The 20,873-nt window shown below is 48.4% G+C and carries 22 protein-coding genes and 1 riboswitch; of the genes, 2 read left to right on the top strand and 20 right to left on the bottom strand.

The features are described 5' to 3' along the window. Positions 1–81: 81 nt before the first annotated feature. The 12 genes from cobK to G9G53_RS05665 form a co-directional block, all read right to left on the bottom strand. Positions 82–861 (bottom strand): precorrin-6A reductase, encoded by a 780-nt coding sequence (gene cobK / locus G9G53_RS05720; RefSeq protein ID WP_069012858.1) that lies wholly within the window; start codon positions 859–861, stop codon positions 82–84. Then, positions 858–1,931: a sirohydrochlorin chelatase gene (locus G9G53_RS05715; RefSeq protein WP_165146031.1), complete on the bottom strand. Its 1,074-nt coding sequence runs from the start codon at positions 1,929–1,931 to the stop codon at positions 858–860. The genes cobK and G9G53_RS05715 overlap by 4 nt, the downstream gene beginning before the upstream one ends. A gap of 92 nt (positions 1,932–2,023) precedes the next feature. Beyond that, positions 2,024–3,820: a precorrin-3B C(17)-methyltransferase gene (gene cobJ / locus G9G53_RS05710; RefSeq protein ID WP_165146028.1), complete on the bottom strand. Its 1,797-nt coding sequence runs from the start codon at positions 3,818–3,820 to the stop codon at positions 2,024–2,026. A gap of 311 nt (positions 3,821–4,131) precedes the next feature. Next, positions 4,132–4,317: riboswitch (cobalamin riboswitch) on the bottom strand. 57 nt (positions 4,318–4,374) lie between these two features. Next, positions 4,375–4,929, bottom strand: a complete 555-nt coding sequence (locus G9G53_RS05705) for an LOG family protein (protein ID WP_029518593.1) — start codon at positions 4,927–4,929, stop codon at positions 4,375–4,377. Between the two features lie 201 nt (positions 4,930–5,130). Continuing rightward, positions 5,131–5,982, bottom strand: a complete 852-nt coding sequence (locus G9G53_RS05700) for a uroporphyrinogen-III synthase (RefSeq protein ID WP_029518594.1) — start codon at positions 5,980–5,982, stop codon at positions 5,131–5,133. Between the two features lie 101 nt (positions 5,983–6,083). Then, a complete protein-coding gene (locus G9G53_RS05695; RefSeq protein WP_165146025.1) occupies positions 6,084–7,238 on the bottom strand; it encodes a GerAB/ArcD/ProY family transporter in 1,155 nt (384 codons plus the stop codon). A gap of 42 nt (positions 7,239–7,280) precedes the next feature. Continuing rightward, positions 7,281–7,505 carry a hypothetical protein gene (locus tag G9G53_RS05690; protein ID WP_165146022.1) on the bottom strand — a complete coding sequence of 75 codons (225 nt, stop codon included), beginning with the start codon at positions 7,503–7,505 and terminating at the stop codon, positions 7,281–7,283. After that, positions 7,498–8,715 carry a Ger(x)C family spore germination protein gene (locus G9G53_RS05685; RefSeq protein WP_165146019.1) on the bottom strand — a complete coding sequence of 406 codons (1,218 nt, stop codon included), beginning with the start codon at positions 8,713–8,715 and terminating at the stop codon, positions 7,498–7,500. The genes G9G53_RS05690 and G9G53_RS05685 overlap by 8 nt, the downstream gene beginning before the upstream one ends. Further along, the gene (locus G9G53_RS05680; RefSeq protein WP_165146016.1) at positions 8,715–10,340 is read right to left on the bottom strand and encodes a spore germination protein; all 1,626 of its coding nucleotides are present in this window, start codon (positions 10,338–10,340) and stop codon (positions 8,715–8,717) included. Before G9G53_RS05680 ends, G9G53_RS05685 begins: the two co-directional genes overlap by 1 nt. Positions 10,341–10,520: 180 nt before the next feature. Then, a complete protein-coding gene (locus tag G9G53_RS05675; protein ID WP_069012102.1) occupies positions 10,521–10,859 on the bottom strand; it encodes a hypothetical protein in 339 nt (112 codons plus the stop codon). A 14-nt stretch (positions 10,860–10,873) separates the two neighbouring features. Continuing rightward, complete coding sequence (locus G9G53_RS05670; RefSeq protein WP_069012100.1) at positions 10,874–11,587, bottom strand: pirin family protein; 714 nt, start codon at positions 11,585–11,587, stop codon at positions 10,874–10,876. A 69-nt stretch (positions 11,588–11,656) separates the two neighbouring features. Beyond that, positions 11,657–12,514 carry a LysR family transcriptional regulator gene (locus tag G9G53_RS05665; protein ID WP_165146013.1) on the bottom strand — a complete coding sequence of 286 codons (858 nt, stop codon included), beginning with the start codon at positions 12,512–12,514 and terminating at the stop codon, positions 11,657–11,659. A 182-nt stretch (positions 12,515–12,696) separates the two neighbouring features. Between G9G53_RS05665 and G9G53_RS05660 the strand changes: the two genes are divergently transcribed. Further along, positions 12,697–13,674 carry a DMT family transporter gene (locus tag G9G53_RS05660; RefSeq protein WP_238437810.1) on the top strand — a complete coding sequence of 326 codons (978 nt, stop codon included), beginning with the start codon at positions 12,697–12,699 and terminating at the stop codon, positions 13,672–13,674. A 96-nt stretch (positions 13,675–13,770) separates the two neighbouring features. On the opposite strand, the gene G9G53_RS05655 is transcribed toward G9G53_RS05660, so the two are convergent. From G9G53_RS05655 to G9G53_RS05630, 6 genes are all read right to left on the bottom strand, one after another. Beyond that, positions 13,771–15,759 (bottom strand): methyl-accepting chemotaxis protein, encoded by a 1,989-nt coding sequence (locus G9G53_RS05655; RefSeq protein ID WP_165146007.1) that lies wholly within the window; start codon positions 15,757–15,759, stop codon positions 13,771–13,773. Positions 15,760–15,914: 155 nt separating this feature from the next. After that, complete coding sequence (locus G9G53_RS05650; RefSeq protein ID WP_069012095.1) at positions 15,915–16,322, bottom strand: DoxX family protein; 408 nt, start codon at positions 16,320–16,322, stop codon at positions 15,915–15,917. A gap of 117 nt (positions 16,323–16,439) precedes the next feature. Next, positions 16,440–17,300, bottom strand: a complete 861-nt coding sequence (locus G9G53_RS05645) for a M56 family metallopeptidase (protein ID WP_029518605.1) — start codon at positions 17,298–17,300, stop codon at positions 16,440–16,442. Between the two features lie 2 nt (positions 17,301–17,302). Continuing rightward, positions 17,303–17,716, bottom strand: coding sequence for a BlaI/MecI/CopY family transcriptional regulator (locus G9G53_RS05640; protein WP_013312429.1), 414 nt, complete (start codon positions 17,714–17,716; stop codon positions 17,303–17,305). A 146-nt stretch (positions 17,717–17,862) separates the two neighbouring features. Beyond that, positions 17,863–18,702: a response regulator transcription factor gene (locus tag G9G53_RS05635; protein WP_025720336.1), complete on the bottom strand. Its 840-nt coding sequence runs from the start codon at positions 18,700–18,702 to the stop codon at positions 17,863–17,865. Beyond that, on the bottom strand, positions 18,678–19,073 hold the full coding sequence (locus G9G53_RS05630; protein ID WP_023990809.1) for a Fur family transcriptional regulator: 396 nt from the start codon (positions 19,071–19,073) through the stop codon (positions 18,678–18,680). The genes G9G53_RS05635 and G9G53_RS05630 overlap by 25 nt, the downstream gene beginning before the upstream one ends. A 187-nt stretch (positions 19,074–19,260) precedes the next feature. On the opposite strand from G9G53_RS05630, the gene G9G53_RS05625 reads away from it, so the two are divergent. Beyond that, positions 19,261–19,554: a hypothetical protein gene (locus G9G53_RS05625; RefSeq protein WP_049817035.1), complete on the top strand. Its 294-nt coding sequence runs from the start codon at positions 19,261–19,263 to the stop codon at positions 19,552–19,554. On the opposite strand, the gene G9G53_RS05620 is transcribed toward G9G53_RS05625, so the two are convergent. Together G9G53_RS05620 and G9G53_RS05615 are read right to left on the bottom strand one after the other, a co-directional pair. Continuing rightward, a complete protein-coding gene (locus G9G53_RS05620) occupies positions 19,542–19,751 on the bottom strand; it encodes a hypothetical protein (protein WP_165145422.1) in 210 nt (69 codons plus the stop codon). The two genes, G9G53_RS05625 and G9G53_RS05620, sit on opposite strands and share 13 nt — an antisense overlap. Further along, positions 19,748–20,860, bottom strand: coding sequence for a GerAB/ArcD/ProY family transporter (locus tag G9G53_RS05615; RefSeq protein WP_165146004.1), 1,113 nt, complete (start codon positions 20,858–20,860; stop codon positions 19,748–19,750). Before G9G53_RS05615 ends, G9G53_RS05620 begins: the two co-directional genes overlap by 4 nt. Between the last annotated feature and the right edge of the window lie 13 nt (positions 20,861–20,873).

Genomic DNA, 20,873 nt, shown 5'->3' with positions numbered 1-20,873 from the left:
ACCTGTTTTAAGATGACTATATTTTAAATACATGCCAGAAGTCGTTCCTGATGAACTGGACTCGCAGGGGTAAGGCTCAACTCAAATTGAAGTTTTCTCTTTTGCTGTACGCAGTGCGTTGATGACTCCGTCGAAATGATCAAATACTGTGCCAAATTCCACTTCCGGCCTGGAAATCAAAAGTACGTGAATCCCCAGCTCCAATGCAGATTGAACCTTTTCATCCACTGCTCCCGTGCTTCCGCTTTCCTTGGTGACCATCACGGTCGTGCCATAGTGCTTGTACAATGCTTCGTTCATCTCGCGGGAAAAGGGTCCCTGCATGGCAATAATATTTTTTTGCTCCATGCCCAGTTCGCCGCATTTCTCCATATTGTCCAGGCGCGGCAGCATGCGTATAACCAGACGAATCTCCGGGTCTCCGAGTAAATGCTTGGTGAACGTGCCGAGCGTCTTACTGCCCGTCGTAAGCATTACAGAACCTTTGAGTTGCTTCGCTTCTAATGCGGCTTCTTCATAGGAAGACACGATGTGGAGCAACGGATGATTGTCATATACAAGTCCTGTCCGCTCATAGCGAATATAAGGAACCCCGGACTCGCGAGCGGCTGTCATCGCATTCGCATGTGCTTCTTCTGCAAAAGGATGACTGGCATCAACAACCGCCTGTATTCCAAGCTCCCGAATCATTGCAGCCATTTCATCGGCTGTCATTCGGCCTGTACGTACGTCTAGTCCCGCTTCAGACAAGCTGGCTGCCGCGCTTTCGGTTACGACTGAGGTCAATACGTTGAAGCCATTGTCACGGATTTGCAGCGCCAATTCCCGAGCATCGCTCGTTCCGCATAGCATGAATATCATGAGCCCTTCACCTGCCCGCTTCCATTCACTACAGATGGCGTATGTGAATGCTCGTGATGGTGATCATGGTCATCATGGCTGTGAGCATGGACATGCTCATGAGTGTGATCGTGGCTGTGTGTATGGTGATCATGATGGTCGTGCTCATGTGTATGATGGTGGTGGTGATGTTCATGTTCATGTTCATGTTCATGATGATGATCGTGGTCATGATCGTGGTGATGATGGTGGTGCTCCTGCGCCTCCAGGCGGAACTGGCAGTTATCACAATTGGCTGTAACCTTGCCGAACAAACCTTCCTTAGCTCGCTCCAGCACCAGTTCAACCAATTGAGGATGGAAACCAAAATATCCGCCCATCTCCACTTGTAATGCAGGGTGAGCCTCGGCAAATTCCTGGGTCATTTCTCCGATGCGTTTAATCAGCACACCCGTGAACAGAAAATAGGGAAGCACGATAATCTTTTTGGCCCCCAATCGTACACAACGCTCCAATCCATCGGGAAAGGAAGGCTGCGTCACACCGATAAAACTGCTCTCTACCCATGTATAAGGAAGCTTCTCCCACAGCATACGGGTGATTTTGAAAAAGTCACTGTTCGCATCTGGATCGCTACTTCCGCGTCCTAATACAAGTACCGCCGTTTCCTCGTCAGATACTTCGACAGATGCCTCTACAGCGCTATTCATCCCCGCTGGAACTGCAACCGGACGGGCCTCTTTCAAGCGGCTTAGCAGAATGTTGACGATTTTCTCGTGAACACCAATCGGACGTCCGTATACAAATTCCACCTGCGGATATTTCGCCTTTGCCCGGTCAATAGCCATCGGAATATCAATTTTGGCATGTACCGCTGCGAACAAGATAATCGGAATAAGAACGACACGTGTTGCCCCTTTCTCCACACAAGTTTGCATCCCATCAGCAATGCTGGGACGTGCCAGCTCCAAGAAACAGGTTTCCACGCACATATCCGGTACCCGATCTGCCACTGCCTGTGCAAATTCCAGCAGTTCCTGGTTCCCCTCCGGGTCCCGACTTCCATGTCCAACCAACAATATTGCATCCACTGCTGTTGTTTCCTCCTCTTTAATAGGGATAGCCTGCATGACGCCCTATTTTATATATATGCTTGTATCCCGTTCATCAGGCCTTCAGTCCATTAATCACCACAAACCGCATTCACTTCTACCGTTACTGGTGCATCTTCATGCCGGAACCCCGCAACGACACCTACACGCTTAAAAAATTTATGAAAGCGCTCATTCGGATGCCCTTTTTCCTTATATTCAGCGATGACGTTCTCCACGATGTCCGTAATTTGATCACCCGGAATTCCTTCCGCTACAGGCTGAGCGGCATGAGCATTGCGGCCGAATTTTTTGCCACCGAGGAAGAGATCGTACCCACCCTTGCGATAGACGATTCCGATATCCTCTAGTACGGCTCCATAGCAGGCCATACCGCATCCGTTCAAAGCAATGCTCGTTTCCTTGGGTGCCTGTAATCCACCAAGTACAACCTGTAAATGCTCAGCCACAGGCACAGCGTCATCCTTCTCCATATTGCAGAAGTCGCACGCCTTTACCTTAAACACATCGCCAACCGGCATGACAATGAATCGTTCATCCCGCAGCCGCCCGACCAGTTCCTCGGGGTCTGCACACGGCACGCGCAGCACGATCTGATGATCCGGCGTGTATTCCAGCTCGCCATCATCACCCGCTACCTCGGCGAGCAGCGCCATCTGGCGAGCGGTGAACTTCTTGTTTCCCACACCCGGGGAAACACCCACCTCAAACAGCGCAGGCTTGCCAAAGCCGCCTGTCGCCATCCCGGCCGCGGCCCCTGCTCCGGCCACCGCCGACGTTCCGGCGGTGCTCTTGGCGGTAGGCGCTTGCCCGCTCCAGCGAGCGTTGGCTTCGCCAGGCAGCTTGCCGCCGACAGCGAGGCGGCTTAGCGCCTCTGCCGCCAGCGATGCCGGGGCCGTGCCGGTTTGCACAGCAGTTGTTGCCTGCACAGCAGCCATCGCTTGCGGGCGTGCCTGCGTCGCAACCGCAGCGCCGCTCGCGGAGGGTCCAGCGGGCGTAGTCGGGGCTGCTCCTGCCTGCGGTGTACCCTCTTGCGCTCCCAGCGACCACGGCTCCGCTTCCGTGCGGAGACGCTGATGCGGCTTGAGCGCCTGCTCGGTCGCATCCAACGTGTATTTGCGCTGATATCCGCGCGGAGTCACGATCAAACCGTCATACACCATCGTCGAGGAATTGCCGATGATTACAGTCGTCAGCATCCCGATGTCATGGTTCAGCATATCTTCCAGCGTCGTTACAATAACTTGCTGACGTTCACGATAAGCGCTCTTCACTAGCCCAACCGGAGTCTGCGGATCACGGTAACGCAGCAAAATGGACTGCGTCTCCACAATCTGGCGGGTACGCCGACCACTGCGCGGGTTGTATAATGCAATCACAAAATCAGCCGAAGCCGCAGCTTCTACACGCTTTACGATCGTTTCCCACGGGGTCAGATGATCACTCAGACTAATCGTGCACGCATCATGCATCACTGGCGCCCCCAACAGTGAAGCACAGGACTGTATAGCCGAGATCCCCGGTACGACTTCTACCTCAACCCCGCCCTCGCGTCGCCAGCCTTTTTGCATCAGCACTTCGTACACCAGCCCTGCCATACCATAGACTCCCGCATCTCCACTGGAAATGACAGCTACCTTCTTGCCCATCTCTGCTTGGCGAACCGCCTCCTGCGCACGGCTCACTTCCTCTGTCATCCCTGTGCGTACAATCTCCTGTCCGTTCAACAGCGGACGGATCAAATCAACGTAGGTATTGTAGCCGATAATGACCTCACTTTCGTCCAGCGCATCCAGCGCCCGTTTTGTGATATGTTCCATATCTCCTGGTCCAAATCCAATCACCAACAATTTTCCTAATGGGCTCATCGTACTCCTCCTATTCATCCTTTTCAGGGCAGCTATCCTATCTATTTCAATGATTTATGCACATCGTGTAACTTAAAAAAACCCCATCCTGCCCGGATGGGGTTTCTATGTACGTATCTCTCATCAGACGAACAAACAGCGTAAGAAGACACGATTTGTCTTCCTCCAGCCTGCCGTTGTTTTCCATCTGTCTGTTTACGCTTCAAACGCTGCTGCACGTTCATATCCACGCAAACCTCTAGCCAACATGGAAAAAGCAACGTGTGCCTGATTTCCTGATTTCGTACACCCATCCTCTCCGCGAAGGTTAACGGTGCATACAGATCAAGGTAGGTCTCCTGGCTTGGCATCAACGGATTCTTTCGTCTTCCCCGTTTTTCACGAGTGACCAATTAAAAAAATCCTCTTCCTTACAGTGGCGGGACCGCTCGGGATTTGCACCCGATTCCCTGTTACCCTTTGCTCAACCGCAAAGGCACCTTGTCTGTCCGCTATTTGATTATGGGTCTTATCATAACCTTGCCTCAATCAGTTGTGCAAGCACGAAAAAAGCTTTATTTCAAGTTCTGTGCTTTATTTTTTAACATATGTAGCAATTCGTCCGGGTCTGCGGAGATGCTCAGTAGCGCTGGATGCTCACTCCCGGTAAACCCCTCTTGCACACTATGACGCACCATTTCTACTAACGGGTCAAAATATCCATTCACATTCAGCAGCCCAATGGGCTTGCGATGAATGCCGATTTGCGCCCAGCATAGTACCTCGAACAGCTCTTCAAAGGTTCCCAAACCACCCGGAAGGGCAATAAAAGCATCGGCCATCTCGCTCATTGCCGCTTTACGCTCATGCATGCTTGCTACCTCAATAAATTCGGTAACTCCCCGATGAATGATCTCTGCATCAAATAACAGGGTGGGCATAATGCCAGTGACCTGACCGTCACCCGCCAGCATTCCATCTGCCACCTCTCCCATTAGCCCCCTGCTAGAGCCGCCATAGATCAGACGGATATGATGGCGAGCCATGGCTTCTCCCAGTTTGCCTGCTGCCTCAACATATACCGATAAATGTCCAGGTCTGGACCCGGCAAATACGCAAATAGAATTCATTAACGTCTCAGCTCCTGTCCTAAGTAGCATCGAAACTTATTCATTATATTAGATAAACATTTTCGCTATAACAAAAATCTTTGTCGATGCATGTCCAACAAAAAAAGATAAAGACCTCGTAGGCCCTTATCTTTATTTTACTCTGTATCCCGAAATATAAGTTCATTTTTTAGCATCTGCATTTATAATTTTGATCTCATTTCAATGACCATTCACGATCTTCAGACCACAGCCATGCACCGAATCGTTATGTTCAAAATATTTGCCCAGCTCCACCATCATCGCGCCCATGCGCTCTTCGGTTGGAAACACGACTCGATCAATCCCTTCTTCCACAATGGACTGTGCAGTCACCTTCCCTACGGATACAGCAATCACATCCTCACGAAAAGCTTCCAGTAAATCCTCGATTCGATTTTGCTCTCTGGCATATTGGGCCAAAAATCGAATTTGCGGACCACTCGTGAATGTAACGGCATCAACATTACGATGGATAACATCCTCCAGTAACGCCTGCAATTTTGCTTCCTCAGGTGGGATATGCTTATAAGGAAGTACCTGGCGGGTCACTGCCCCCTGCTCGTCCAGCCATTTTACCAACCGTGGGGCTGGATCGCCATGCAGTTGCAACAGCACTTCCTTCCCCTTCAGATCGTATGGGGCGAAAGCTCCTGTCAATCCGATCAAACTTCCGTCCTCGTCTCGTACTGCTGGCGTAAAGCCACGCTTTTTGAGTCCATTGACCGTCTTGTAGCCCCGCGCTGCAATGTTGGAGGATTGCAGCAACTCTATAATCTGCTCAGCCACGCCCATATCCTCTGCCATATCGAACAGGGCATCCAGCCCCATGCCTGTCGTGAAGATGTACCAGTCCGGAGGGTTCTTTACCCACGATACAACAGCGTTGCGCAGCTCGATATCATCTAGAAAAACAGTGCCCTGGGCCGGACGATGTACTGGCTCCCCTCCCATCTTCACAACTAGCAGCGCCATTTCGTCTGCTTTACGGGGACCAGCAAGAGCGACTCTCTTACCTGCCATGCGTTGTGCCATTCTGTTTCCTCCCTAGTAGAAGTCGTATTTCTTTCTACCAAGTATACAATCAGAGGGGTAAAAGACAAATAAGAATTACTTTTTCGATGAATACAGGAATCTTATAAGTGGGTGTGTCCTGTTCTGTCTCCCTGCCGGCTTTCTAGCTGACTACTGCTATCCCGCTCTCCGTTAGATGCCTTATCATCTCCGCCTTTCCCTTTAGATTTGGGTCGGAGCAACATCCATAGTACCAAGGGCATAAGTACAAAAAAAATGATCATCACCGCGGTCCACTCCCGGCTGAAATCAAAAACTTGCACGATGTTGGAGAACAGCATAAACGAACAGACATAACCTAACAAACCTACGGGCCAAACCATCAGACTCCCCCAGGCATGGGAGAACATACGCTTTACCGCCAAACTGGTAACGTACAGATCAATTCCGATCTTCGTAAGAAAGGTGGGTACGGTCAGTGCTGCCACGAACAAGTCGAACCGATCCAGAAAGTCCGTTAGCTGCAATTGACGCACCAGTTCATACGATGGATAGAACAGCCGTGACAAGATAGGAACACCAATAACCAACTCCGACTGCAACACCAGCATGATCAGAAAAGCGGTTCCGAGCAAATGCCCATACCACGCACTACGTCCATTATAACTCTTTCCAGAAATCACAAAGGGAACCATCAGGATATCGGCCATATATCCCAGCATGCGCCAGCTGCCCTTGATCACTCCCTCTACTTCTGGATGTAAGTAGGGTCTCAGCATCGAAAAATCCATATTACGCCCAAAAAAAAGTGGCATGGTCAACAGCGTCAAAATCAACATCGGCAAAAAAATCTCGGCCATATTCACGATGGTGCTTATTCCGCCTTTGGCCATAAATACCAGAGTCAACAGCAAAATAAGAGAAGTGACCACAATCGGAGTCAGCGGCAAAAGCACAACCTCCACTAAATCCGTGATAATTCTCAAATCCCGTGCAAAAATGATCAGGAATAAAATAAGGTAGACTGCAAGCAGCATACGTCCCAGCACAGGATGAGAGCTCACCATCGCCTGCATTAGATCCTGGTCAGGAAAACGACGCTTGAGTTTCAACATCGCCCAGATCGGCAAGCATAGCACGATAGCCGCAATTATACAGGTCCAGTAGGCATGCTGATTCGCGTGATCCGCTGCCTGCGCCGGAGCATGTATAAGGGTAATACCGACCTCCATCAATACACCCAGCAGTACGATTTGTCTGGTTGTGAACTGTTTCATACAGGTCATCCTCCTTTTCTCCGCAGGCATCCAATACACGATTTACAACGTAGGGGGGAGCCACAAGTCAATAAAACGGGTAATCCATGTAGCCACATAAACGGAACTCTTCGTCGATGTTCCGTAAATCCAGATACCAATGCTAATAACATACAATACGCGGGAGACCCAACGATTGATGGCAGGTGCACTATTAATACTTTTGCGATCAATCAGATACATGAAGAGCATAGCCAGCAATAAAGGTAATAAGAATACTTTATTCATTCTGGATTTTCTCCTTTTTGACCCCGAATGGTTTGGTGACCGCACCGATATTCTCAATATGCACGACCGGATCTATGGTGATCTCCACCTTGGGATATAGTTGCTCCCATTGAGGTTTAATCCGTTTCCATTCATCCGGGTGACTCGTAATAATAGCCCGGCCCAAACCAAGTATGTCTGAGTGATACTTTTGCTGGATTACCTTGACACCCTCTCCCAGTTCCCTCTTAATTTCCTCGGCTGTCTGATGTTCCAGCCACTTCAAATTTTCCTCGTTAGAAATATCGAAATCCGTCTCATTCTCCTTCACATTCCCATTGCAGTTCATATGAACGGTCATTCGAATCTCATTCCCCTGAATATAGGGCTTAATATGGACTTTATTTTCGATGAGGTGTACAGATATATAGCCTCTACCTTTGGGAGGGGGGATAAATATTTCTGTCTCCTTGGCTTGTTCCATACCCAAAAGCAGAAATCGACTGAGATGGTTATCAATAATCCCTGTTAACCTGTCTTGTCGAAAGACTGCCAATCCATCGATCTGAATATTCGTCTTCTTGTCTTTAAGACTAGCGGGCCCATTCTTCACCAGAGACATTACTGGCACCACCGGGTCAATGCCTTCCAGCAGGACGGAATTCATCAGCAGTTTAACGGAACGAGGTTTTTTCATATAGGAAAAGTTAAGCTCACGCACCATTTCCGCTGGATATTGCTCAATCGGAGCATCTGCCTGAAGCACTTCCATCGCTGACCCCTTCGTGATAACAACCAGGGAAGACAGACGGTTCTGCGGAATACGTGCAATGACATCCATCATTTTGCTAATCCCTTCCCGTGCCAGCGTCTCGCCGAACAGCAGTACCCGCCGATGGGAGTAATTAAGTGTTCGCGAAACCCCGCGCTGTTCCTCGGTACTTGCTCCTCGAAAGCTTGGACCTGTTTTGGACTCCAGATAGTAGGACTTCGTACCGCTTGTACCTCCCCCTCCTCCTGTGCTGCCCGAAGATCCGAGTTGTCCAGGCAAAGCAATTTGCATCGTTACCCGGTATTGATCGCCTTCCTTGTCTAGCCCGGTACCCATCACAAAGGCCACATCGTTCACTTCACGGCGATCCCAGCATCCTCCCAAAAGAACAGAACAAAGCAGCAGACAACAGAGCACAGCCGCTTTACGTATTTTTTGTGTATTCGATTTGGGCTTCATCACCATCCCTCCTCGGTGGTAGGCGTTCCATTCATCTTTTCCTTCGCTCGTTTGTTGTTGTCTTTACCAATCCAGGAAGGACGTTTAGTCATTTTCCACCAAGGTGCACGGACGACGATATCCTTTTGATCCGTATGGTTGTACGGGCTATATCCGCTCATGTAAGGGACACCAAACGATGTTAGCTTGGTTAGATGCGTAGCAATCAGCGTTGTCGCAATAATGATCCCAAACAATCCGAATAAACCCGCCATCAGCATGATTGGAAATCGTAGCAGGCGAACTGTGATGGCAAAGTTAAAGCGTGGAATGGTAAACGAAGCAATACCTGTGAGCGACACAACAATGACTATGGGTGCCGATACAATCCCTGCCTGTACTGCGGCCTGCCCAATTACGAGCGCACCAAGAATACTAACGGCCTGACCGACCGTTTTGGGGAGACGAATCCCTGCTTCACGTAATGCCTCAAAAGAAATTTCCATCATTAACGCTTCCACCAGTGCTGGAAAAGGGATAGATTCACGAGCCGCTGCAATACTTAATATGAGTGTCGTCGGCAGCATATCATGGTGATAGGTCGTAACCGCTACATATATTGCTGGCAGAAAGAGAGCCATGATGAGAAAAAGAAAACGAATCCAGCGCACCATATTACTGATGAAAAAACGTTCGTAATAGTCCTCGCTTGCTTGCATCATCTGCCACATCGTGACCGGGCCAATCAGAGCAAAAGGCGTTCCGTCCACAAAAATAGCAAAACGTCCTTCCAGTAATTGTGCGGTGACGGTATCCGGGCGTTCAGTATATTCCATTTGCGGAAACGGAGAAAACGGATGATCCTCAATCAGTTCCTCAATATATCCAGTCTCCAGAACACCATCAATTTCAATATCGCTGAGCCTTTTTTTTACATCCTCCACCAGTTTGGGATCTATGATCCCTTCAATATAGGTAAGGACGACGCTCGTTTGAGTTTCTGTTCCGATGGTCATGCTGTACATCTTGAGCTTGGAGGTCTTCAACTTGAAACGCAACAGTGCCGTATTGACGCGAAGGGTCTCAGTGAAGCCCTCACGCGGCCCGCGAATAACCGCTTCCGTCTGGGGTTCCTCCACGCCACGGCGGACACCACCCTTGGCACTAAAAATATAAGCACGAGGCGTACCATCTACGAACAAGGCGGCATTGCCGTCCAGTATCGCTGCCGATACCATCTTCCATTCGTCCATCGTTTTGGTCTGGGACATCGAGATGCGAGTTTCATCCAGCGGCTCCAATTTGCCGTTTACTTCAGGGTCCTTGAGCATCATGCCCAGAATGACAGGCCGCAGGATATGATCCTGCAAATCCTCTGATTTTACCGTACCTTCAAAATAAGCCAACAACCCTTTGCGTTCAGGGGAAATCATGAGCTCTCGGTAGACGATATCAGAGCATTCCTTGAAAATGTCACGCAAAGCAATCAAATTGTCTTCCACATTGCTACGCAGCGGCTGTTCCAGCCACGAAGACTCAGGCAGTCCTTTAGGCACATTGGAATTTCGTGTCTTGCGGTCTGCGGCTGGAATCGCTCTCCGGCTCCACGGTAGCTTCGGCAACTTGGGAAAGCGCCCTTTCTTCATCGTTATTCCCCCTTTACGAATGAGCCGAACAGATAATATGACCTATAGGATGTACCAGCCTGCAAAGGATTATGTATCCAATGAACTCAACATGTTGAACGGATAACAAAAAGACCCTGCAATGATGCAGGGCCTTCGAAAAATCCATTATATATCTGAAGATTTATGATAAAGGAATGATTAATCTCCCCAATACTCCTCGGGATGGTATTCAATCTCAGAACCAGCTTTGAACGTAAGCTCATCTGTCTGATCATGATATTCCACGCTTTCCGGAGTGACGTAATACCAATGCTTCACCACGGGTCCATCATCTACTGGCGTTACAAAACGAAATACGTTCAACTCCCCGCTATAACGCACAATCGCCTCCGCCGTCCCACGCGGCAGCCCTTGAAGCGTGAAGCGAAACACGCCGTCCACCGATTCCAAACGGCAATCGAAAACCTGCTTGCGGCTGTCAGCAAAGCTTCGTCCCGTGACGGCATGCTTGATCAGCCATGTTTCCTGCTGCGCCATGTGCGCACCTCCTTTTAGGGCAAATCAATCAACATATAAAAAGCAGACTCCTCTGCTTCCAGTGCTAGCTTCGGCTCCTGCTCAATACGAGCTGAATCGCGCCCTTGCAGAATATGTTCACCGTTCACACGCAGTGAGCCTTCAATGACGAACAGGAACACGCGTCGCCCCTCGGCCTGTGTGAATTCTACTTGCTCTCCAGGCTGAAGCTTGCTTAAATAAATCGTTAAATCCTGGTTGATTGCAGCAATTTCACCCTCTGTGCCCGGTACACGTTTTCCGGCAACGACAGGCAGAAGCTGACCGTGCAGACGCTCAGGATTGAACGCTGTGGCCTCATATGACGGTTTCAGTCCTCTCGTATGCGGGCTAAACCACAATTGCAGCAGACTGACATCCTCCGTTTGTGATGCGTTGTGCTCCGTATGAATGATGCCGTGGCCCGCTGACATTCGCTGAATGCCTCCAAAACGGGTCACTGCTACATGTCCACGGTTGTCTTCATGACGCAGTTCCCCATACAGCACAATCGAAACAATCTCCATATCACTGTGCGGATGCGCCCCAAAGCCCCGTCCCGGTGTGATGACATCGTCATTACAGACACGCATAGGACCAAACGCTGTATTGTTCTCATCCTGATACTCCGCGAATGAAAAGCTGTGACTCCCCCGCAGCCAGCCCTTATCGAAGCTGAATCGGGAAGCCGCCGGATATATTGTAAACATAATAGCCCTCCTTCAGGAAGAAAAATGAGATCAAATCCCTCTCATTGTACCCGAGCCCAAGCGATAAAGCTACGCCTCTGTCTGAGTGATAATCTCATCTATAAAAGACTGCAAGGTACTGGTAACAAAGGCTTCCTTACGTCGGATAAACACCGTTGTTACTTCATTGTACGGCTCAGGCATTGCATGACCGCACACAAGGCCTTGAGCCACCAGTCCGCTGATCGACGATTCGGGAAAAACGGTCATTCCAATACCGGCCGCCACACTGCCGATAATCGTCTCAAATGTCCCAAACTCCATAATCTGTTTGGGAATAATTCCTTCCATTTTAAGCCAGGTTTCCAGCCGTCCCCGGTAGCCGCAGCCTCTTTTATATAAGAGAAGCGGACGGGTCGTGAGATCCTCGACAGAAAAGTCATCTCCTTGGGATACAAGGACCAGCTTTTCCTGAAATACATCAAACTGTTCAATGAGCGGATGCTTGACCGGCCCGGTCACAAAAGCTCCATCCAGCCGCATTTCTGCAACCTCCTGCACCAGAGACTCCGTAACCCCAGCCTTGAGAGACAACTCGACATCCGGGTACTTGCTATAGTAAGCATGTAAAATGGCCGGGAGGGCAATGACAGTCTCCACAATGCCAATCTCCAGTACCCCCGAAGGTGCAGAGGTATTCTGAAACGCATGTTTCATTTCCTCAAATTGCGATAAAATGCTTTTCGTATATTGCAGCAGACGCTTGCCCTCGGCATTGAGGATCATTCCCCGCTTATGTCTATTAAATAAAGGTGTTTGCAGTTCCTTTTCGAGCAGCTTGATTCTGGCCGTTACATTGGACTGGACATAACTAAGCTCGGCTGCGGCCTTGCTGACACTGCCATGCGCAGCCACCGTCTGGAAAATGTTTAAATCGTTCAGATCCACTACTGCTCCTCCTTATTGTGAAGGGTAAGGGGCCATCAAAATTGACGCGCCTTGTCACTTATTATCATTTTAAATGATCATAATGTTTATTTTCAATCATTTTACCAACAGCTTCCCATCCTTTATGATGTTGTCCATAAGATATGTCCGCTGAGACCGGCAAGGAGGAGCTTTTGCACACCATGAACAGACAAATCATGACCGGATCTTTATTATGCCTAATCGCCAGTATGTCCTGGGGGGCGATGTTTCCGGTTTCGCACATTGCATTACAACACATCAATCCACTGTACTTTTCATTTTTGCGCTATTTATCGGTTACACTCATTTTAGTCGTACTATTGTGGCTCAAAGAGGGACGGACTGCATTTCGCTTTGAGGGCAAGGGCAAGACGTTGTTATTCTTCGGGTCCATGGGATTCACCATTTATAATATGGCCGTTTTCCAGGGACAGCACGCGATGGGGGCAGCAGGCACTCTGGTAGCCTCTATAATGGAAGTGCTAATGCCGATGATTTCCATTGCGATGGTGTGGGTCATGACCCGTAAAATGCCTCCGAAATATACACTAATCAGCATGGTGATTGCGCTGGCCGGGGCTTTACTGGTGATCACGAACGGAAAATGGACCTTTTTCACACTTGCCGGACAACATTTACTGCCGCTGCTGCTTATTTTCGTAGGCGTCGTCGGATGGGTCGTATATTCCATGGGAGGCAGCCATTTTGCAGGATGGTCTACTCTTCGGTATTCAACCCTAACCTGCCTGCTCGGAACTGTCGTCTCCTTCGTAGTCGTCACATTTGCCTCTACTTTCAACTGGATTGTGGTGCCGGACTGGCAGGCTGTGTGGTCAGTTAAATACGAAATGAGCTTTATGATCCTGCTTCCCGGGTTAGCGGCCCTGCTTAGCTGGAATGCCGGAATCCGAAAGCTATCACCACTGAACGGAATTCTATTTATTAACTTTGTACCGATTACCACGCTGGTACTCATGTACTTCCAAGGTTATGTCATTAGCCGTTTTGAACTATATGGGACAGTGTTAGTCATTTTCGCACTGATTCTGAACAATATGTTTCAGAGAAGTTCGCTGCGTCCTTCCGACTCACGGGATGTCCGTTTCCGTCTGGACCGCCGCAAGTCCTTCCAACGTTAACTTCTAACCCTGCAAACCAAAAATTATGCTAAAAGCATTAAAAAAGCGCCGGGATACAGAGCACAATCTCCTGTATCCCGGCGCTTTTTATTATTTTTATGACTTTCGTTCAACCTGAAAACGTCCAACCAGTTCGCGCAATTCCTCTGCCATTTGGCTCAGATCCGCTGTAGATGAAGCAATTTCCTCGATAGAAGCGAGCTGTTGCTCAGCTGCCGCTGAGATCGACTCGGTGTTGCTCGCTGCCTCGTCCGAAATGTGGGCAATATCGCTCATAATATCTACGACACCTACAGTCCCCCGTGCCATTTCCTGAGTCACTCCGGTAATGTCATTGATATGCTCCATAGCTCGTTCCACGGCTTGGCTGATTTCCGCAAAGGATTGCTCAGACGTGGTTACCGAATCAATGCCTTCCGTCACCCGTGTCCGCGCTTGATGCATAGCGCCCAGAGCATGATTCATATCCACCTGCATCGCTTCAATGCGCTCCGAGATCAAGGTAGCCGACTTCGCTGATTCCTCAGCCAGCTTACGCACCTCCGTAGCAACCACGGCAAATCCTTTGCCATGATCTCCGGCACGTGCGGCCTCAATGGACGCATTCAGTGCCAACAGATTGGTCTGTTTGGCGATACCCGATATAACGCTGATAATATTCACGATTTCACTGGAGCGCTCATTGAGGGAGTCCATAGCCTGTCCGAGATCGTTAACGGTCTCATCGATGTCATGCATCTTCTGTACAGCCTGCGTAGCAGCCTTGCTGCCCTCCTGAGCTGACTCGGCGTTCATCTTCACATGTTCAGATACGCCCACCATACGCTCGGATACATTCGCTGCTTGCTGAGCAAGCTCCTCCATATTTACAGAGCCGTGCTTAACGCTCTGCACCTGACGTTCGCTGCCCACAGCCACTTCCTGGATAGCAATGGTGACATGCTCAATCGCTTGGGTTGTCTGATCTGCACCCGCAGCCAGTTCCTCCGCTGAAGAACTTACCCGATCTGTCGTTTCGTGTACGCTTCGAATCATCGTGCGCAAACTGTCGACCATGGTTTGGAAGTGAGCAGACAATTCGCCTACCTCATCCGTTTTTCCAGTTTCCAAATCGCCCGTCAAATCTCCTTCACTGATTCGTTCTGCTGATTTTTGCAGCTTACGAATCGGTACCAAAACAGAGCGGGTAATCAGGAAAATCGCGATAAGCGCAATCACCAGTGAGGCAGCCAGCACGAAAATAGTTACATAACGCATGGCAGCGGTGGCATCGCTAATCTCGGATTGATAGAAGGTGCCTGCAATTTTCCAGCCGGTATCCGTATTCGTTACATAGGTCAAATATTTCTCGCGACCTTCATGCATATAGTTGAAGTTCCCGCTCGGCGTAGTATACAACGTATCAAGCGAATTCTCCTGAGGAGATGAGCCCGCTTTAGCCGTAGGATGGACTACGAACTTCTTCGTATGATCCAAAATGATGATATACCCCTCCTGGCCCACTTTGATGGAGGCCAGTTTACGTACACTTTCCAGATTTAGAGAAATCCCGATAACCCCGGACTTGTCGGAAAGCGTCTGAGATACTACGACAACAGGAATACCCGATGAATTGATGATAACAGGCGTAATTGCAACCTTACCGGGCTGCTTCATCGCTTCGATGTACCATGGGCGTGTGCGAGGATCAAATGTCCCTTCATCCTCCTTGGGCACCCCCCGAATCATCAGCCCCTCCGGTGTTCCAACAAAAATATCCGTGGCATCTTCATGCAAACCCTTGTATTGGATCAGCTTCGGCTGAATCAAAGGGCTGTTTCGACCATCTATCATCGAGCCGTCCAGACGCTCCGCCAAATAACTCGCATCTTTAATTTTACTGGCGATTGCGTATTCAATAATTGAGTTAGCTGTCGCTACCCCCTGATTCGCACTGCCGTGGAGCTGTTTTTCCATAGCATTATATGATGATTTATAAGTCGCAATGGAAATACTTAAGCTCGGAATCAGCAAAACAAGTAAAAAGCCCAAACTTAGCTTGTTCCTGAGTGTCCATATCGTTTTTCTCTTTCGCGTTGTTCCCATGTTTTTTTCCCCTTTGCTCATAAAACGATATATTTGAATTACATTCCGTGTTAGTTATATCGGTTGAAAGTAGCAAATGATTTACAATAAAATTTCACAAAGGAGAAAAACAAAAAACGCGCCCTATAAGACTAAGGGCGCGGTTATATGAATATTTAGACCTGTACGTTACTGTTTTCAACCTTTTTACGGCCAAATAACTGATCCACTGCCAGAAAGCGTCCACCGACAAGCGCTTGCTGAAGGCTGGTGAACAGAATCAGCAGATCAAATTCAATCGAGCCAAAAGGCTGTCCTTTTTTAGCAGTGAGCAATACACCGATCATAACGATGGTCAATGCCGCTCCAGCCAGTCGTGTTCCGATTCCCAGAACCAGTGCAATACCCCCAACCAGTTCAACCGTAGCGACCACAGGAGCCATCCAGCCAGGGAGTCCGATACTTTGGAAGAAGCCGGAGGTTCCGTCTAGTCCCTGAAACTTTTGTGCACCGTGAACGATAAAAATAACCCCTGTAAAAATCCGTACCAACAATAATCCAATATTCATAAGCGTTTGATTCATTTGCTCATCTCCTTTAAAATTGTATAAAAATCCTGCAACAAACTACATAGCGTAGTGTATTGCACATTGAGAATCGGGAGCGCGAAAAGCGCCACCCGTAAGAAACATCTTGCCCAACTAGATTAGCGCCAGTGCGAACATAAGTGTCAGCATCACTAGCACATAGCTGGAAAACATAATCGAACGCCAAGGCATTTGAATGACAGGTTCTTGCTGAGGGTCTAAAATACGTGAGATACGATAATTAATGGACGTTTCTGCAAACGAGGAACAAGCGGCGGAGTTTACCAGGCGAGTATTGGCAGGTGTCATACTCAGAAGCTTGAGCAATGCGCTCCCAATCCCAACGGGTGAACCAGCTCGATGAATCGCTTCGTTATCGGCCAAAATTTCACGGGCCGTCTTATAATGATGGGTAATGTGACGCAGCACCGGCAAGTAAAACAGCTGTTTAGCACACACTTGCAGCAACCAGGTCTTCAACGGATCATAATGTTTCATATGATAAGCTTCGTGGTATATGACAGCCTCTTCCTCGTGCTTGTCCAGTACGGACAATAGTGCAGAGGACAATACAATGCGTGGCTTCCATAATCCCATGGTAAAGGCGGCTGGCTTGGCATAATCAATGACCCATATCCGATCGGTCCCGAGTTCACCATATCGCTCACCCAGTGCTTCGGTCAGCGGCAGGTCACGCATTCGGTGCAGTCTGCGAAAAGCTGCCCTGGTGGCCATACACTGTCTGACTGCTTCTCCTCCGGCGATAGCGAAGGTAACGAAAACCAGCCCGCTGAGCGCATCCACCATGTAGCCGATTCCGTAATGCTGTAACAAACTTCTGCAAATTTGAAACACGTTATAATTCAATTTCCAGCCGAAAACATGCTGCCCGGCGTACATACCCATCTGTATAAGGGCGAAACCCGAAATCAAGGCGCCTGCTGTAAACAGTAATTTAGAACGTGTTTTCCACATCGCTACATATCCTTTTTCCATTGTTTAATTTTTTGTTCCAGACGTTCGATCAACTTCGGATCGGCCACCTCCAGAGCATCAATCATATGATTGACAGCAAGCGGACCAAACTCGTCCACCAATTCGTGACTCAGTCCCTTGGATTGCTCATCCATGAATTCTTCCCTGCTTAAAACTGGACGATATAAAGACGTTCTCCCACGTATACTCTTACTCAGTATTCCCTTTTCCACTAAACGGTTCATCACGGTCATTACCGTATTGAAGTTAAAGTCCCGATCCCCCTCCAACGCGGTCTGCACTTCTTTGATACTCCGATCCGAAGTGGACCATAAAATATCCATAATTTTGGCTTCCAGAGGTCCGAAAAATCGGTTAAGCCCGGTTTCGCCAGCTTTAAAATTCAGTCGTTTCATAAGAAGCACCTCACACTACCGATTGTAGTGTATATCTCCTGACAAAGTCAACCGTCACACCTAATGTCAGTTTCTTCATGGAATCATATACAAACCGCCGAATGTCTCCATCCGGCGGAAATTCATCGGTATTCATAACCTTCAGTTCAATCTGCCAATCTGTATCCTACACCTCTTACGGTTGCAATATATTCAGGTTCTGCAGGCCGATCATCCAGCTTCTTGCGCAAACTTTTGACATGCACATCTACAACGTTGCTGCCGCCTACAAAATCCGTCTCCCAGATATCGTGCATCATTTGCTCGCGGGAGATCACTTTGCCTTGAGCATCAATCAGCTTCAGCAGCAAATCGTATTCTGTTTTAGTCAGATTCAATTGACTCTCTTCTTTATATACCAGCATTTTATCTCGGTCAATCCAGATGTCCTTGAACACCGTACGACGGCTGGCTTGCGCTGCCTGACGGGAAGTTGCAGGATGGCGTACAATCATCCGTTCAATGTCATGCACCATATGATTGGAAGCCAGCGGCCACACCAGCACCTCTTCTGAAGGAAGCAGCTCATGAGCATGTACAGACACCCGATCCTGAACCACGTACATAACTGGTGTGTCTTTCATGTGTTCTACCTCAAGACGATTGCGAATATCCAGTAATTCACTCTGTGGTTCGGTAGCGGTCAAATCGTAAATCAAGAGATCGCTTCCCAGATGACGCTGCACTTCAGGTTCCCAGCGATGGAAAACCATCACATCAAAACACGCATCTGACAGCGTACGCACCAACCCGTGAACTACACCCGGTACCGAACTGATCAGAATGATACGACGTGTAGTTGGACAATACAAGGGCTCATTGGAAGGAACGGTCTGCACCGTAGGTGTAGAGGGAGCAGCTAACATCGATGTCCAACTGCCCTTCACCCGTCTAGGCATGTCAGCCACTTTAAAACGATTCGTTATCTGATTCGCTTGCTTTGACATTCCTTACACACTCCTCCGAATACGACATGGGCATGGGCAATATTATACCCCGTTTCATGCGCAACCGTGTCAATCCAATCATGTGGGACTTCACTCATCACTTCATCTACTCGGCCGCATACCTGACAAATAATATGCTGATGATCGTCCATCCGCCCGTCATAGCGACTCGCAGCTTCCCCCAGCTTCAATTCACGGATTAATTCCTTATCCGTCAAATAACGCAGTGAATTATATACCGTTCCATAGGCCAGATTATATCCGCGCTCCATCAACCGATTCATAACATCGGCCGCAGTAGGATGATCGTGAGCTTCACGAACCACATCATATACCGCTTGGCGCTGCGAAGTTAAATTTAAAGTTCTCATACCGCATCTCCCTTAACCAACGCAGATTATATTAATTACAAACTTACAATCATATTAAAGATCAATTTAGAATAAGTATAAATCTTAATTTATTTCAAGTCAATGGTATCGGATAAATTGAACGGCTTTGCAACACAATGTATACAGGAGTACATGCTTAGCTTATTTATAATCGGAGGGATATTTTATGAAGATAGTGTGGATATTCACGCTCTTTATGCTGCTAATGCTCGGAACAAGTATATCGATAAAATGGCTTTCTGGTGTTCATCATCCTTGGGAGCCTATTTCATTGGCTTTTTTCACTATGCGACCATCAGAATATGTCGTCCTGGCAGGAATGCTTATAGTGTTCTTTATAAATGTGGGCAAAAAGCCAAGAGGAAACGCATTTCGCTTCCTGTTCTCACAATGGTCACGTTTCCTCAAAGTTCCTACTTCTTCCTCTGATTCTCCGCAACAGAGCCATCAGAAAGAATAAACAAGGGAAAACGCAAACAAATAATGGATGAATATAGATAAGGGACAGTCGTCCAAATTCAAAGTGGCAATCCATGTATTCCGTTCATATTCACTATCCATATTAATAATGACCACATCTCCCAGAATAAAATGGAACATCAAAATGAGCATTTGACCGGTACCGATGTATTTTTTGTCGGCAAGACGATGACTCATGAGACATTTTCCTCTCCTTTTTTATTCCGGGTCTTTCTCAGCCACGACACGATTAGCAGCAAGATAGGAAAAAACACGGCAAATATCGGAAACAGCCATTTCAGCACTAACTCGCCTGTTTGAAGGTGATCTTGATAGCTCAGTGCCATCAATACACAAGAGACTAACATGATAATCCCAAATGGCAGGATCAGTTTATGGTAAGACACTCTCAATACATCCTCTGCGGCTTTAACCGCGGCATAATAGAAGATGAAAATTTTAAAAAAATCAAAGATAATAACGCTCATAACGCCGATGACATCGACTCTGTCGATAAAATCAGATATTTCGACCTTGCTGATCATCGAGAGTAGCGGGTAAGTCGCCCGTTTGAACACATCCTCTCCCAGTGCAAGCACATTGGACAGTGTAACCATAGACAGGAGCAGCCCCCCCAGCAATATAGCAGAGACCCCTACCCCATTGGCACGATAGCCTTTTTTTAATGTGGGGAGAATCATCGCAAACGTAACCATCTCGCCGTACGGTAGCATCACAGCTTGCGAATAAACAACTTGCCATATCGGCTGCCAGCCATGCTCGGCTATGGGCAGTATATTGCCCACATCTACAATGCCTGCCAACAAAACTAATATATTCGTAGCCAGGCCCAGCAGTAGCAGCAAAATCAACATGATGATGGCCGTCCGGCCTGCAACCTCGATTCCCAAATACATCACATACATTACAAGTCCAATCATTAAGGCACAAATGACTGTCAACGGCGTATGCTGAAGTGTCCGGTCGGCAATCAGGATCCCCGTGTCCCGAAGATCCCGTGCTCCGCCGTAAAGAAAAAACACGATATATATAAAAGCAAGCGCACTCCCTGCTTTCTTGCCCAAAAGGGCTCTGCAGTACTGTGTCATGAGCAAGTCGGGAAAACGTCGGTGAAGGCTGCCATAGCATACAAAAAGCATTGCCCCCAAAACCGTGGAAATGAGGATGGCGATCCACGCATCCTTGCCCGCATTCCTTCCGGGAATAGACATCATGGATGTGCCCATCTCAAACAACACCATAAGAGAGATCATCTCTTTTGCACCTATCCGTGTCTTTTTTTTCATGGCCTTCCCTCCT

The organism is Paenibacillus sp. EKM206P (assembly GCF_011066155.1).
GTDB lineage: Bacteria > Bacillota > Bacilli > Paenibacillales > Paenibacillaceae > Paenibacillus > Paenibacillus polymyxa_D.
The sequence above is the reverse complement of the archived record's forward strand: the minus strand, read 5'-3'. Positions and strand labels throughout refer to the sequence as shown.

Excerpts from the sequence above, each read along its gene's own strand:
- cobK (WP_069012858.1), bottom strand. The coding sequence starts at position 861 with ATGATATTCATGCTATGCGGAACGAGCGATGCTCGGGAATTGGCGCTG.
- cobJ (WP_165146028.1), bottom strand. The coding sequence starts at position 3,820 with ATGAGCCCATTAGGAAAATTGTTGGTGATTGGATTTGGACCAGGAGAT.
- G9G53_RS05705 (WP_029518593.1), bottom strand. The coding sequence starts at position 4,929 with ATGAATTCTATTTGCGTATTTGCCGGGTCCAGACCTGGACATTTATCG.
- G9G53_RS05700 (WP_029518594.1), bottom strand. The coding sequence starts at position 5,982 with ATGGCACAACGCATGGCAGGTAAGAGAGTCGCTCTTGCTGGTCCCCGT.
- G9G53_RS05695 (WP_165146025.1), bottom strand. The coding sequence starts at position 7,238 with ATGAAACAGTTCACAACCAGACAAATCGTACTGCTGGGTGTATTGATG.
- G9G53_RS05690 (WP_165146022.1), bottom strand. The coding sequence starts at position 7,505 with ATGAATAAAGTATTCTTATTACCTTTATTGCTGGCTATGCTCTTCATG.
- G9G53_RS05685 (WP_165146019.1), bottom strand. The coding sequence starts at position 8,715 with ATGAAGCCCAAATCGAATACACAAAAAATACGTAAAGCGGCTGTGCTC.
- G9G53_RS05680 (WP_165146016.1), bottom strand. The coding sequence starts at position 10,340 with ATGAAGAAAGGGCGCTTTCCCAAGTTGCCGAAGCTACCGTGGAGCCGG.
- G9G53_RS05675 (WP_069012102.1), bottom strand. The coding sequence starts at position 10,859 with ATGGCGCAGCAGGAAACATGGCTGATCAAGCATGCCGTCACGGGACGA.
- G9G53_RS05670 (WP_069012100.1), bottom strand. The coding sequence starts at position 11,587 with ATGTTTACAATATATCCGGCGGCTTCCCGATTCAGCTTCGATAAGGGC.
- G9G53_RS05660 (WP_238437810.1), top strand. The coding sequence starts at position 12,697 with ATGAACAGACAAATCATGACCGGATCTTTATTATGCCTAATCGCCAGT.
- G9G53_RS05655 (WP_165146007.1), bottom strand. The coding sequence starts at position 15,759 with ATGGGAACAACGCGAAAGAGAAAAACGATATGGACACTCAGGAACAAG.
- G9G53_RS05650 (WP_069012095.1), bottom strand. The coding sequence starts at position 16,322 with ATGAATCAAACGCTTATGAATATTGGATTATTGTTGGTACGGATTTTT.
- G9G53_RS05645 (WP_029518605.1), bottom strand. The coding sequence starts at position 17,300 with ATGTGGAAAACACGTTCTAAATTACTGTTTACAGCAGGCGCCTTGATT.
- G9G53_RS05640 (WP_013312429.1), bottom strand. The coding sequence starts at position 17,716 with ATGAAACGACTGAATTTTAAAGCTGGCGAAACCGGGCTTAACCGATTT.
- G9G53_RS05635 (WP_025720336.1), bottom strand. The coding sequence starts at position 18,702 with ATGTCAAAGCAAGCGAATCAGATAACGAATCGTTTTAAAGTGGCTGAC.
- G9G53_RS05630 (WP_023990809.1), bottom strand. The coding sequence starts at position 19,073 with ATGAGAACTTTAAATTTAACTTCGCAGCGCCAAGCGGTATATGATGTG.
- G9G53_RS05625 (WP_049817035.1), top strand. The coding sequence starts at position 19,261 with ATGAAGATAGTGTGGATATTCACGCTCTTTATGCTGCTAATGCTCGGA.
- G9G53_RS05620 (WP_165145422.1), bottom strand. The coding sequence starts at position 19,751 with ATGAGTCATCGTCTTGCCGACAAAAAATACATCGGTACCGGTCAAATG.
- G9G53_RS05615 (WP_165146004.1), bottom strand. The coding sequence starts at position 20,860 with ATGAAAAAAAAGACACGGATAGGTGCAAAAGAGATGATCTCTCTTATG.